The following is a 14,050-nucleotide window of genomic DNA, read 5'->3' on the forward strand; positions in this document are numbered from 1 at the left end:
TTTTGTGTATAAAATGTATATTGGGGTATGTCTGAAAAGATTCATGAGGGATTATTTAAAATGCCAGCTGAAATTAAGATTCTTGAACGTGCCGAAATGTATCTCCGAAAGCTTTCTTGTGGGGTGAATCCTCTGACAGAGGAAACTTTGCCGGAAACGGATGTTTGTAAGCAGGAACGTATTAGCAAATGCCTTACCTATGTGGCTGATTATTTAAAGCAAAAAGTGATGCCGGTAATGGAACGCCGTGAAAGAACAGTTTTGGCTCCCAAACCCCAAAAAGTCTTGAAACCCCGCCAAGTGCGCGAACTGGCTACCGAGGAACTTGTTCTTACTCCTGAAATGCTGTCCAAGTTTGAAATTTCTGATGAACCAGTTTCTGTTTCGGGTGTTGTTCGCCGTCTGAATTTTTTGATTCCCCGTGAAAGCGGAATGATGCCGCTTGTGTACGCTGACGTTGCTGAAGTTCTTTCGAGAGAAGGAATTCTTTTAAAGCAAGAAGGGGATAAAGGTAAAGAACTGAACTTGCCGACGCCACGTGGCGAAGAACTTGGCTTTGCAAAGGTCGAAGCGGATATCCGTGGACACCATTCGGTTTATACAAAGTGCAATGCCGATGCACAAAAGTTTATTCTAGAAAATATTGATAAATGTGTTGCTCAGGCTAATGAACGCTTGGCGAAGCGTAAGGCTTATGCAGAATCCGGTGAATCGGTTCGTAGCGGAAAAGAAAAGTTCCATGTGACCGAAGACCAACTCAAGAATTATCCGACTGATGAATCTCCGGTGCCGGTCAGCGAAATTGCAAGACGTTTGAATGATTTGCTCCCGCAGAATTCAAATGTCGAAAAAATTTATTTCAAGACGATTCGCGATTGGTTTGTTGCCCAGAATTATTTGGAAGAAAAGAAGACTGTGCTTGGCAAGATTTTCTTTGAACCGACAGAAGCGGGCGCTCAGAACGGCATTGTGACGGAAACGCGCGTGGGCAAGAATGGCGAAAACTATGACGCTGTCTTGTACAATGGTACGGCACAAAAGCTCGTGCTTCAGCACGTGAATGAACTCGCGTAATTAGTCCTCCTGGAGCCGAAGGCGATAGGATCCATAATATGAAAATCGCCGCCCCTGCTTTTCGCAAGGACGGCGTCTTTTTTTCATGTCATGTCGGCCTTTGTGCCGGCATCACCATACACGTCTCGAATTGCGGATTCTTATCGCAATCTGCGCAGGCCTCTTGGCATCGGGACTTCCTTACCGTTTTCTCCAAGCAAGTAGATGTTGTCGAGGTTGATGAATCCCTTGCCGCTGTAGCGAGCGCGGAATGCGAAGTTCTTGATCTTGGTCGGGTCGAGCTGCGGAATCGTCTTGCCCCAACCTTCCTGCTTCATGTTTTCCCAGATGAGCGTGTCGCGAACCCAGTTGCCGCGAGTGTTCTTGAGGCGTACCATGAATTCGTCATAGTCTTCGACCTGGCTCGACATGATTTGCAGTTCGATGTAGCCCTGCGGATTGTTGTGCGATGTGGCGTAATCGAAAACGATACCGACGGAATTTTTGATTTCTTCCGGCACGTTGTAGTAGGCTCCGGAGTAGTTCGGCCAACCGAGATTAGGCGGTTGCTCGACGATGAAGTCGTGGCGGATGTAGCCACCGAGAGGCGGGTTGCCGTTAAAGACCTTGGCATCCATTGATGTCGCGTTGTCGCCATTCACGACCGGGAACCACGATACGTTGTCTAAACCGTTGTCGAAGTTCTGCATCACGCTTGTGGTGCGGTATGCGCCACGGACGCGGAACGGAATGTTGAACGACGCCTGCTTTTTGTTCTTGCCTGTGATGGTGACTTTAATTTCCTTATTACCGATCGAGACTTTTTCGGTGAGCGGAATTTGCAAGTGGAAACTTTCGATAGAAGAATTCCATTTGCTGTCATCCGGTTTTGCCTGAACTGTGAGCGGACCATTCTTGTCCCATTTCTTAATTTGAACTTCTGCACCGGCGAGTTCGCCGCCTTCTTGCACGGCGGTCACAAAGAGATCAAGCGTATCGCCTACGACAAGGACTTTCTTTTCGAGTGCTGCGGCGAGAACTTCGGGAGCGTTAGCTTGCTGAGCCGGGTTCATGCGGACAACGACAGTTCCAAACGGCGGCACTTCGATATCGCGATTCTTGCCTTCGATGCGGCGGCCGCTCGGCCCCATTTTCGGGTACGGGTAAGCGTCGCGCTGGTCGCCAATCCACTTGAATTGTTCTGCACCAAACACGTCAACTTCTACGCGTGCGTTGTTCGGCTTTTTCTTTTCGCTCTTGCGGTCAACCTGCACAATTTGCTTGGTGTCGGTGAGGTTCACGAGAAGTACGTTGCAGCTGTTGCCTTTGCAAATAGCGTAAGGCACGACTGATTCTGTAGTGCTCTTGACGGGAACGACGGCGTAACCGCTTTCGAGGAATCGCTTGAATGCCATGTAGACGCCGAAGTATTCTGCAGTAGGTTCAAGGCTTGCCCAACGGTTCCAGGAACCTTCTTTCAAAAGCGCGGTCATGCTGATAGTACCCCAAGTGTGGTCTGGACCTTCAAACACGTTGCCGAATGCATCCCACGGGAGTGCTTGGAAACGGTCGCCGAAGCGGACGGCGTATTGTGCGAAAATATTTGCCATACCAGCGGCTTGCGGGTAGTCCATCCAGATTTGAGAGCCTTGTACGGAGGTGCTGAATTCCGAGAGGAATACGCGGCGCTTGCCTTCGAGATACTTGTTCATCCAGGCGTTGAGCGTGTCGGCGTTGTGAGCGACATCGAGGCTTGCCTTGAGCATGTCTGCGGCATTCAAGTTGTTCGGTGCCCAGTACGGATAAGTGTGCAAGTCGACAACATCGAGATAGCGCTTGCCATCGGCCTTTTCGGCTTCACCGACGATGCGCAAAAATTCTGCCATCCAGTATTTGCCATCCATGAGACCTGCGCCTTTTTGCTGCATCTTGTGCGTGCTGAGAAGTGGGCCGTGCATGATGATGCTAGGGTCAACAGCTTTCATGGCGCGGGCGTATTCGATAAAGCGTGCGGCATATTGCCTTGCCGAAAGTGGACCGGATTCTTCCCATTCGCCATCAAGTTCGTTGCCGATTTGCCATTGCTTGATGTTGTACTTTTTGACTTTGTTGGCGTAGCGCACCCAGGCGGCTGCTTCCTTAGATGTTCCGGTGCCTGCGTTGACGCAAATGACGGCTTGAGCTTTTTGACCATTGACAAGTTTTGGGAGCTTGTTAATGTAGGTCATGAATTCTTCGAAATGCCATTTGATGTTGGTCCAGTCGGTGCGCGGCTTGTCGCCGTTGCGCGTGGACATCGCGAAGAACTTGTAATCGTTCCCCGCGAGCAAATCGTCAGAGCCGCTATAAAGCTTCATTTCTCGGATTTGCACGCCTTTAGACGGCAAGTCGGTCGTCTTAAATCGGAGTGCCACATAGCGTGCGCGCGTTGTCGGAAACTTGTATTTTGTTTCGCCGCTAGTGACCTTGACCGTACCCCATCTCTTTAACTTGTTTTCGAGATTCTGGTGAACGCCCGGGTATTCGGCATATTCGTCCGTCCAGTACGAAAGTTCAAAAGACTTCGGACGGAGATTACCCCATTCGACGATGATGGAATCGAGGTCTTTCTTTTCAGGGAATTCAATGACAATCCAGGGCGGGTCTTTCGGATCGAGAATTTCGCCCCACCACATGGTGCTCTTGTCGCCATCGGCAAGGTGGCTGCGACGGATGAATCCGTAGTTGTCTTTGGTCGTGCCACGGTAAATCGTTTCTCCGAGGAATCCTGGAGCCCAGTCTGTGTCGCTTGGCGTCCAGAGTCCGGTGCTATCGTATTTGCCGGCGCCGTTCCAGTGGTAGTCATTGCTCAAGCTCCCGTTCGGGAAACGGAAAATCGTGTAGCCGCCATCGACGAGAGCGGGTGTCATGTCGTAATAACGCGTGGGCGGGTTCCAGATGGCGAGATCCGCGCCCATCATGTTTTGCTTGTTGATGACAACGCCCGGATGCGCATCGTCAATCTCGATGATGTTCTGTGCTGCAAGCGCGGAGGTTGCAGAAATCGCGAATGCCGTCCCGCACAAAAGCTGTTTGAATTTCATTTGTCCTCCTCAAGAAATGGGGTAGGGTTCTCTGTGAAAATTTATTGGATTTCTAGCTTGCTAAAGGTTTCGTAATGATCTGCGGTGTAGTAAATAACGCAATCGCTTTGATAGACGAGACGTTTGGTGCCGCGATTCTTCGCCGAATATTCAACATCGGCTTCGTGATATGCACCTTCGGGCAATGTTGCATGATAGTTGCTTGCGTTGGATGCGTAATTGTTGAATTTGTCACCACCAATCATCACACCGATTGTTGTCCACGGGTTGAAATTCCACTTTTCGAAGATCTTGCCGGTCTTGGATTCGTAAAGCTTTTGGCCTTCGGCTTTACTGACGTAATTAGAGGGCAACTTGTCGAACTTGCACAAGTAGGCGGCTACGGAATCTTTAGTGGTGTATTTGCCGGATTCTTCAACAGCATCGTAGATGCTCTTTATGTCTGCGCTCGAAGAATTGTTCTTTCCTGGAGTAGGATTGCTTGTGTTTGCGTCCGCAGGTGCAGACGTAGTGCAGGCGGTTGCCAAAAAACAGGCTGCAGTTGCAAGAAAAAGTGCTTTTATCGTTTTCATATTTTAAAATGTAATAAAAGCGATTTTGCGTTAAGGCCTGATTCTAATGTTTGTTCTTCTTGACAGGACTTTTTTATTGACGATGTACAAGAGGTATGCCGCAAAAAATGAAATTAGCATGGTCAAAATGTTCGAAGAATCTTTATCAAGAAAGTCTATGAAATCAAAGAATAATTTGTATATAAATATGTGGCACAAATACAATTCTAATGACATGAGCCCGAAGATGGTAAAAATCTTATCAATGGTTTTATATTTGTCAAAAAATTTTGCAAGAAGTAAACACAGAACAGGAGTTATGATAATGTAGGGGAGATAGGCGAGGGAACAAGTTTGCAAGGCGTAGAAAAAATAGGTCTGGAATAGAAATAAAATAATGGTGGCGATAAACGCGGCCGTCAATCCAATTGTTTTTAGCTTTTTGGTGAGTCTGATATTGCATCCGTCTTTTGCCCAATGCCCAAAAATTGCGCCTATGAAAAATATCGGGAGCCTTGCATAAGTCAATATAATGAATCCCCCGTAGTTCTTGTTGTTATAGCAAAGAATACAAGTTAATGCGTAGATTAGCATTAAAGAAAGCCCCGCTCCGATAAAATAGAACGATGCTTTATACCCGTATTTTTTGAATAGCTTGAAGTAAACAGGGAATATTGCGTATAGGAACACTATGCAAGAAATAAACCACGATTCGTCACGATACCCAATCCAATAGCCCAGTGTCGTTGCCTTGCATATCAATTGGTAAATGGCCCTAGTGCTAAAATCCATTTGCGCCAAAAAGACAACGCCAATCACAATCCAAAATTCTGGAAGAATACGGAAAAAACGGCTCTTATAATATTTCTTTAAATCGAAGTTTTTTCTTGAAAGGGAATAGTAAAGTCCGAAACCGGACAAGAATAAGAAAATGTCTACGCCTCCATAACCGACGGACCTGAAAAAATCTATGATGTCGATATCTGTTGGAACGCGTAAATGAAACAGCATAATCCACAATATGGCAAAGCCCATTATGGCACTTCTGTGTTTTGACAATGTCTGGAGTATGCTGTTCACATTATTAATATACTTGATTTTTCAGAAAAGAAGAGTAAAATTATTTCTTCTTTGCAGATAACTTCTTGAATTCGGCGCGGGCCTTTTTCATGTCGGCGAGGAATGCCTCGTTATTGTGCAGACTCGCAAATGCGGCCGACACAAGAATCTTCGAAGCGTCCACATCGCTTTGCCAATGGAACCCTGCGATGACTCGGCTCTGCCCCCATTCGTAGGCGTACTTCAGCAAGGCGTCTTGCGCAGCCGGGTTGATTTCCACAAGTATCATAGCCATGGACCATGCAAGAATTGTATGCCCTGACGGATATGAGCCGTTCTTTCTCAAAGTCTCTTCGTCTTTGGGGACGAGCGTTGGTTCGTTGAAACGGTCAAATGGACGACGCCTCTTGTAATGTTTTTTGGGAACTCTGCCCACCTGGCGCAGTGTTGCGATTCCGCGTTCAATGGCGTTCATGATGGCGGGTGTTTTCGTTGCTGAAACTTCCATGCCGAATGGTTCGCTGAACATCTTGACCATATCTTCTAGATTGTGCGTCGATTGGGCAATAGCGAGCGCGGCGCGTGCGGAGTCTGCGCGCATGGACTTACCCCACATATATTGCGAAATGTCATACATGAATTGCACAGATGTTGTTTCGGGCGGTGCAGGGTAGAAGTTGAGCGCGTTCGGGAGCGCGTCTGCATTGACGTACGGTTTGACATCGGCTGCGAAACTGCAAAGGGTAGCTCCGCAAATGGCTAAAACGAAAATGGATTTTTTGAAAAGTGTGATCATATTTTAAAGATATATTTTTAAAACGCGTGCGGATTTTTTTGCCGCTGGGAACGCTTGACTATCGGTCTCCGTAGAAAAGTTGCGTGTTGCGGTGCCAAGCCACTTTGCGATAAATCGGCTCTAGCAGCGAATCGTTTTCGTTCAAAAAGAACGTGTGCTTTTTCGTGCACATGGACACCAATTGCACGCAATAACGTGCCGTCGCTTCTGTGTGGTGCTTTCTGTGGAAGCACGAAAGCATCAGCAAGTGGTCGTTTTCCATAGCTTTTTCAACAGCGCTACGGTAAATGTGGGGGAGGTTGCAACCGCGAATCCAGACTGCAAATGCACCGTTCGCAAGCGCAATGTCTAAAATACGACGTTCCGCATCCGAATGGAACGTGCCCACAAGGCACTGGTGGAACCGCCCTGCTTCTGCGGCCCATTGCTCCAGTCGATAATCATCTGCGTCAAAGTCTCTCGATGCGAAAACACCGATTTTCGTTTCAGGCCCATACCACAAGCGTTTTGCCCCTGCTGTGTTGATGCCGATAAGTTTGATTCTGTTCATATTTTTGCTCCCTTAAAAAATAAAGACCGCCCCGCTTGCGCGGACTGCGATCTAATAACATCACCCTTTCTGGTGCTAAAGGTAATATACAATTAAAATTTGAGAAAAACAAGTTCCGCAAATTTTGGGTAAAACGGCGAGCGTATTTGCGAAGTCTCTTGCGCGTACTGTTTGACTTTTGTATGTTGTGCGATATGAAGTTCAAGTTTTTTATTTGTCTATTCGTTTTACTTTTGCCGTTCTATGCGGCTGCAAAAGAACTTACCGCAATTGGGTTTGTGGAAGTAGATTCTTATCAAAAATTAGTTAAAGATAAAGTCCGCTTGACTTTTGTACGGACAGATTCTGGTTGGACAAGCTCTTGCTTCTTTGAAAAATTCCATTCATTAATTGAGGGTCACAGTGCAAGCGAAGTACTTTCCGCTTCAAGCGCCTGCACCCACCAGATAATGAAAAGCTCGTGGCAGATTATTGATGCCGATGGGAATTATATCAATGCAGGAACTTTAAAACCATCAAAAGCGACACACGGTGGCGAAGTCGGTTTTGTTTCGATAGCAAAACCCTTAAAAAACAAACTTAAATTTGATTCCACGCGTCAGTCTCGATATACTTGGGACGGCACTACCTACCCTCCGCTGTTGGCTGTTCCAAAAGGGACGCGTGTCGAGAAAATTTCGCCGGAAAAAACTACGGATTCCCTCTCGAAAGAGATTAAGGACAAGATTATAAAGCTGTATCTTAAGAAAACGAGAATGATGGATACATCAGAAGATGGAGTACGTAGAGCAGCCTCGCCTAAAGATGTTGTCGTGAAACCGGTATATAGCTTTCAGGATGGTGTGACATTTTGCGAAGTTTCTACCACCCTTTTCTTTGATTCTGCATATTGCGACCTGACGAGTACGTATAATGAATTGTTTGTTGTAAAGAATGGGCTCGTCAAAAATTTATCGGAAGAAGCCGACATTCCAAGCTATATGTGCCATTCGTCGTTAGCTTTGTTCAATCGTTATGAAATTTCAACAAAGAATATGACGGATTCCGTTTTTGTCTTGTTTGCACAAGGTTATAACAAAGACGGCTACGTTCTGCTGGATTCTGAATTGAACGTGCGCGGAATTAGTATGTGGAATTATCATTAAGAGAAAAAATATGAGCATTACTTATAAAAACACTCACGACTTCTCAGAACAAGACTTAAAAGACCTTTTCCTCTCCGTCGAATGGTCCTCGGGACATTTCCCCGATAAGCTCGTGGTCGCGATGAAGAATTTCAAGACCGTCATTTCGGCTTGGGATGGCGAAACGCTCGTCGGCATGATTTGCGCTATGGACGACGGCATCATGAACGCCTACGTGCATTACCTGCTCGTGCGCCCCGAATACCAGGGCCAAAGCATCGGCAAGGAACTCGTGGAACGTGTCAAGGAAATCTACAAGAACTACCTGCGCGTAGTCGTGGTCGCCTACAACGAAGAACTCGCCTTCTATGAGCATTGCGGTTTCAAGAAGGCGGATGATGCAAGTGCAATGTTTATTACGAGTTTGTGGACATAGGGGTCTTTTTCACCCAATAGCCGCCAGTCTTTTTAGAACCACGACGTTCAATAATCTTCTTTTCAAACAAAGAGCGAATGATTTTATTGAAGGTATCTCTTGGCATGTCAAGGGCTCCTGTGATTTCCTTTCCCATACAGCCAGGATTTCTCATAATAAAATCAAAGACCTTTGATTGAGATGCGTTAAGCGATTCTTTTATATTCTTGATTAATGTGCCATTTAATGTGCCGTTTAATGTGCCGTTTAATGTGTCATTTACAGGGACATTTAATCCGCCACTCTTTTCTCCTTCTGGCACATGATCTGTCAACGGAATCTCCGCTATAAAAATATCATTATCCACAAATTTGGGTTTTAACCCAGAATAAATTTCGCACAAGTCACTAATTTTACGGATACCCGTACCAAGGTATTCCGCAAACCCCATCTGTGCAAACATTGTGGCAATATGCGGATTCTTAGGATAAGAACAAAGTTGAGATGCTATTTTCTCGTACGCAAAGGGCTTATTCGCGTTATTCGTCACAAGCTTATCTTTATAAATAACGAGCGTTGTTGGAATCGGATTCATGTATTCACGATGAATCAGCATATTCGCAATCACTTCTCTAAAAATCTTGTCACGCAAAGAGAGTCTTGTTTTCCCATCCAAATAGAATTTGTCTGGGAGATGCTTTTCGATAAACCCGTTCAATAATTCGTAACCATCAATCAAGTTGCATGTAACAGTCAAGCGATCATCGTAACGCATCAGGTCTTGTTTGCGGACTATTGCTTCAATTTTATAATATGGCAAATAACTCGAAATCGCTTCGTCCGTGCCGAACAGCATAAGTGCAGCAAGTGTATAACCCGACTTTCCAATGGTAGAATCATAGCGAATCAAACCAGCCGCTTTGAAAAAATCTTCCTTGTTCAACTTGAGCCACGGGTGATTGGACCTGATGGAACGAATCAAATCCTTGGCCTTCTTAAGCATTCCGCGTTTAATATCAATTTCGCGAAGCCCCGGATAAACGGTATTTTCCGTATAGCTGTTGCTTTTGCGCAAATACATTGCACTAATTGCGCTCTGCGTCTTTACCACAAAATCGCCATCGACGCTACGGTCAAAAACCTTCTTGCCGGTCTTGTGGACCTGCGAACTGGCGGGAACAAAGAAGTAGATCAATTTTTTGTCTTTGTAATCAACAACTTGCGGGTCTATCAAGTTCTGAGGATCCAATTTTTCAGGATTGTTGCTTAAATTCGCTATTTGCTTGCAAAGTTTTTCGACGCAATTGGGGGCAACGCCCTCAATTTTTTTGTCGTCTGTAACACCAAGGACAATATGCCCCCCATTGCGGTTTAAGAATGCCGCAACAGATTCAAAAAGATTGTCGGGCAATGCAGTCTTTGCCCTCTTGAATTCGACCGTCAAGCTTTCGCCCTGACGAATGATTTTTCTCAATTCTTTTTCATCCATATCGGCACCCCCTTTCATCCTCTCGGATAGCGTAGTTTAGCGCCGCATTTAGGGCAACGCAGAATCAGTTCCTTAAGCCGTTTGATTTCGGCATCTTTTTCTTCTAGTACCTTGGCAAAATCCCCGATTGCATTGTTAGCACCGCGATTCGGGCCTCCGTTGAATTTTCCGAAAATTTCATCGAACATGATTATTCCTTATAAATTTTAGTTGAACGTCGCCATTGGGCGACATTTTGACAGGCCGTTGCGATTATGCTAAAAAACAGCGCACAACATGCCCTTGCTTATTTGTTATGTATTGAGATTTTCCACGCCTTGCGCGGAATGGGATAATCTTGCAATCCTGTTGGCGGGGGCTTTCCCCGGCGTTACTTGCCACTCTTTCGAGTGAACTCGAGTAGGTCGTGTTCCTACCAGCTATCCAACAGAACCATCAAGAAGGTTGATGGGCCCCGCCGCGAATGCACGTACGGACCCGAAGGTCTATGTCGACTGTCACGAGGATTATCGAATATCGGCTACAATATACACAAATAGGTTGTCAGCGTCAAGGAGATAAAAGCTCATTTCCTTTAATATATTCGTTTATTCATCTTTTGATTCGAAATAATAAAACATTGAGTCAAAAAATGGTATTTATGCATATTGCATTCGCTAGACTATAAAAAAGAAGTATATTTATGCAAACTGTAGGAGTACTGTATGCCGTTATTTCATCTTGAAAATAATAACTTAAAGCGTATCAAAGAATCCTCTTTTAGATTAGAAAAAGACATTCAATCATTATGCGAAAAAAACATGGAGGAATTATTAGGTTGTAAATTCATCAAAACGGAATTTTCTATTGAAAAGTTCAGATTTGATTCTCTAGGTTTTGACAAAAACAACCAGTCCTTCGTAATTGTTGAATACAAGCGCGATAAAAATTTTAGCGTAATAGATCAGGGTTACGCGTATCTTTCCGTTATGTTAAACCACAAATCTGACCTTATATTAGAGTACAATGAAACTACTGGTGAAAATTTAAAGAGAAACGATGTTGATTGGTCTCAATCTAAGGTTATTTTCGTAGCACCATCTTTTACCTCTTATCAGCGAGAAGCTATTGGTTTTAATGATCTTCCAATAGAGTTGTATGAAATAAAGAAATACGCCAATAATACGATTACATTCACGCAAATACTTGCTAAACAGTCTTCAGAGTCAATAACGACTATTTCAAAAACAAATGAAAAAGTTAAAGCTGTTAACAAAGAAATAAAAATTTACACAGAAAGCAATCGAAAAGAGGCCGGTTCTTTGGAAATGCAGGAGCTATACGACAAAGTTAAGCGTATGATTTTAAATATTGGAGATGACATTTCAATCAAAGCCACAAAGTTCTATATAGCATTTATCAGAAAAACTAATTTTTGCGACATAAACATTCAAAAAAATCAAATAAAAATTTGGTTGAATGTGAAAAAAGGGAAATTAGAAGACAGCAAAAAAATTGCTAGGAATGTTGCTGACATTGGACATTGGGGAAATGGCGATTATGAAATCGCTCTAAATTCGGACGCCGATATTGAATATGTGGTGAGTTTAATTAGACAATCATATAATCTGAATGAATGACATTGCCTTTGAGTTGATTGAAAATTGATATTTATGCGATTTAATCGGGCGTTGCGGGGTGTCCCCGCTAGAAAGGGTAGCGAGCAACGTAGTGCGAGCGAGGGGAAGGCTTTCCCCACCCTTTTTGTATGGATTGCTTCGTCATTTCATTCCTCGCAATGACGTTTTTCGGGTCAATTTCCGATTACATTTCCTAACCACTAATCACCAACCACTAGCCACACTTATAGTCTTTTTCTATCTTACCGCGCACCGCCAGATGTCGTATTTCTGGGGAACCGGGCGAGAACCGCCCATGAAAAAGGAAATTATTATGTCTCAAATCGAACTCACTTTCCCCGATGGCTCCGTACGTTCCGTAGCATCGGGCACAACCGGCCTCGAAATCGCAAAGAGCATTTCTGAAGGTCTCGCACGCAAGGCTCTCGGCGTTAAGCTCGGTGACAAGGTCCTCGACCTCAAGCGCCCGCTCACAGAAAGCGGCGCGATCAAGATCATCACCCCGAGCAACGACGATCCGGATGCTTTGATGCTCCTCCGCCACAGCTGCAGCCACGTGCTCGCCGAAGCTATCTGCGACTTGTTCCCGGGCACTAAGCTCGCTTACGGTCCGGCTATCGACAAGGGTTTCTACTACGATTTGATGACACCGACCCCGATCCAGCAGTCGGATTTCGAGCGCATCGAAAAGCGCATGAAGGAAATCATCAAGGAAGACCGTCCGTTCGTGCGTTGCGAAGTCAGCGCCGAAGATGGCCTGAAGCGCACTGAAGGCGACAAGTACAAGACCGATAACGCTCAGCGCGCACTCGCCCGCGAAGGCAGCGACGGCACGCTCAGCTTCTACGTGACTGGCGAACCGGGCAAGAACTTTGAAGACCTCTGTGCCGGTCCTCATGTGCCTTCTACTGGCAAGCTCAAGAATTTCAAGGTGCTTTCCATGTCCGGTGCATACTGGCATGGCGACCAGAACAGCGACCAGCTGACCCGTGTGTACGGTACCTGCTTTGCTGACAAGGATGGTCTTGAAACTTATTTGAAGTTCCTCGAAGAAGCCGAAAAGCGCGACCACCGCAAGATTGGTAAGGAAATGGACCTCTACCACATTGAAGACCATTCTCCGGGCATGGTGTTCTGGCACCCGAAGGGCACCAAGATGGTGAACGCCCTTAAGGACTACATCCGTGGTAAGATTGACCGTCGTGGCTACCTCGAAGTGATCACGCCGGAAATCGTGAACAAGACTTTGTGGATCAAGTCCGGCCACGCCGACAAGTACAACGAGAACATGTTCAAGACGCTCGCTGGCGACGTGGAAATGGCCGTGAAGCCGATGAACTGCCCCTGCCACATCCAGATTTTCAATACGGGTCTCCGCAGCTGGCGTGACCTTCCGATGCGTCTTGCCGAATTCGGTAAGTGCCACCGTTACGAACCTGCCGGTACCATGCACGGCCTGATGCGCGTGCGCGGCTTTGTGCAGGACGACGCCCACATCTTCTGTACCGAAGACCAGATTGCAAGCGAAGTGGCCGACTTCTGCGCCCTCGTGAAGGAAATCTACCACGACTTCGGATTCGACGAAATCGTCGTGAAGTTCTCCACCCGTCCGGAAAAGCGCGTGGGTTCCGACGAAATTTGGGACAAGGCTGAAGCCGCCCTCGCCGAAGCAACGAAGCTCGCTGGCCTCGACTACATTTTGAACCCGGGTGAAGGTGCCTTCTACGGCCCGAAGCTCGAATTCACGCTGAAGGACTCCCTCGGACGTGACTGGCAGTGCGGTACCATCCAGGTGGACTTCAACCTCCCGCAGCGCCTTGGTGCTGAATATGTCGGTAAGGACAACCAGAAGCACATTCCGGTGATGTTGCACCGCGCAGCAGTCGGTTCCATCGAACGCTTCCTCGGTATTCTTATCGAAGAATTCATGGGCGATTTCCCGCTGTGGCTCGCTCCGGTTCAGGCCCGCGTGCTCCCGATTTCTGAAAAGTTCGTTGACTACGCAAAGAAAGTCGAGAAGGAACTCGTGAATGCCGGCGTCCGCGTGGAAGTCGACGAATCCAACGAAAAGCTCGGCTACAAGATCCGCCAGTGCGAATTGCAGAAGGTGCCTTACCTCCTGATCGTCGGTGAGAAGGAAGTTGCTGATGGTGTCGTGTCTGTGCGTAAGCGTAAGGACGGCGACAAGGGCAGCATGACTGTCCAGGCCTTCCTCGATATGACTGCAGAAGACCGCAAGGTCGTCCGCTAATCGCGCGATTCTCGCAAATATTTAAGCGCAGGTTCCTCGTGAGCCTGCGTTTTTTGCGTT

The 14,050-nt window shown here is 46.3% G+C and carries 12 protein-coding genes; 5 read left to right on the plus strand and 7 right to left on the minus strand.

Features of this window, described 5'->3' with window-relative positions; translation table 11 throughout:
- Positions 1-60 precede the first annotated feature (60 nt).
- Positions 61-1,074, plus strand: a complete 1,014-nt coding sequence (locus B7982_RS12970) for a hypothetical protein (RefSeq protein WP_233138553.1) — start codon at positions 61-63, stop codon at positions 1,072-1,074.
- Positions 1,075-1,214: 140 nt separating this feature from the next.
- Here B7982_RS12970 and B7982_RS12975 read toward each other — a convergent pair whose 3' ends face one another.
- The 5 genes from B7982_RS12975 to B7982_RS12995 all read right to left on the minus strand — a co-directional run bounded on the left by B7982_RS12975 (position 1,215) and on the right by B7982_RS12995 (position 7,092).
- The gene (locus tag B7982_RS12975; protein ID WP_088661116.1) at positions 1,215-4,136 is read right to left on the minus strand and encodes a glycoside hydrolase family 44 protein; all 2,922 of its coding nucleotides are present in this window, start codon (positions 4,134-4,136) and stop codon (positions 1,215-1,217) included.
- 41 nt (positions 4,137-4,177) lie between these two features.
- On the minus strand, positions 4,178-4,708 hold the full coding sequence (locus B7982_RS12980; RefSeq protein ID WP_088661117.1) for a ribonuclease domain-containing protein: 531 nt from the start codon (positions 4,706-4,708) through the stop codon (positions 4,178-4,180).
- 30 nt (positions 4,709-4,738) lie between these two features.
- Positions 4,739-5,722: an acyltransferase gene (locus B7982_RS12985; RefSeq protein WP_088661118.1), complete on the minus strand. Its 984-nt coding sequence runs from the start codon at positions 5,720-5,722 to the stop codon at positions 4,739-4,741.
- Positions 5,723-5,807: 85 nt separating this feature from the next.
- The gene (locus B7982_RS12990; protein ID WP_088661119.1) at positions 5,808-6,542 is read right to left on the minus strand and encodes a phosphatase PAP2 family protein; all 735 of its coding nucleotides are present in this window, start codon (positions 6,540-6,542) and stop codon (positions 5,808-5,810) included.
- Positions 6,543-6,600: 58 nt separating this feature from the next.
- Positions 6,601-7,092 (minus strand): hypothetical protein, encoded by a 492-nt coding sequence (locus tag B7982_RS12995; RefSeq protein ID WP_088661120.1) that lies wholly within the window; start codon positions 7,090-7,092, stop codon positions 6,601-6,603.
- Positions 7,093-7,286: 194 nt separating this feature from the next.
- On the opposite strand from B7982_RS12995, the gene B7982_RS13000 reads away from it, so the two are divergent.
- Positions 7,287-8,237: a hypothetical protein gene (locus tag B7982_RS13000; protein ID WP_144065970.1), complete on the plus strand. Its 951-nt coding sequence runs from the start codon at positions 7,287-7,289 to the stop codon at positions 8,235-8,237.
- 10 nt (positions 8,238-8,247) lie between these two features.
- A complete protein-coding gene (locus tag B7982_RS13005) occupies positions 8,248-8,652 on the plus strand; it encodes a GNAT family N-acetyltransferase (protein ID WP_088661122.1) in 405 nt (134 codons plus the stop codon).
- Here the strand turns inward: B7982_RS13005 and B7982_RS13010 are convergent.
- Together B7982_RS13010 and B7982_RS14950 are read right to left on the minus strand one after the other, a co-directional pair.
- Positions 8,633-10,120, minus strand: coding sequence for an RNA-binding domain-containing protein (locus tag B7982_RS13010; RefSeq protein WP_158213014.1), 1,488 nt, complete (start codon positions 10,118-10,120; stop codon positions 8,633-8,635). The two genes, B7982_RS13005 and B7982_RS13010, sit on opposite strands and share 20 nt — an antisense overlap.
- Positions 10,121-10,134: 14 nt before the next feature.
- Complete coding sequence (locus B7982_RS14950) at positions 10,135-10,308, minus strand: hypothetical protein (RefSeq protein WP_158213015.1); 174 nt, start codon at positions 10,306-10,308, stop codon at positions 10,135-10,137.
- A 516-nt stretch (positions 10,309-10,824) separates the two neighbouring features.
- Here B7982_RS14950 and B7982_RS13015 point away from each other — a divergent pair.
- The gene (locus B7982_RS13015; RefSeq protein WP_088661124.1) at positions 10,825-11,739 is read left to right on the plus strand and encodes a DUF5655 domain-containing protein; all 915 of its coding nucleotides are present in this window, start codon (positions 10,825-10,827) and stop codon (positions 11,737-11,739) included.
- A 313-nt stretch (positions 11,740-12,052) separates the two neighbouring features.
- Positions 12,053-13,990: a threonine--tRNA ligase gene (gene thrS / locus B7982_RS13020; protein WP_088661175.1), complete on the plus strand. Its 1,938-nt coding sequence runs from the start codon at positions 12,053-12,055 to the stop codon at positions 13,988-13,990.
- Positions 13,991-14,050 lie beyond the last annotated feature (60 nt).

This window comes from Fibrobacter sp. UWB2 (genome assembly GCF_002210425.1).
Taxonomy (GTDB): Bacteria; Fibrobacterota; Fibrobacteria; order Fibrobacterales; family Fibrobacteraceae; genus Fibrobacter; species Fibrobacter elongatus.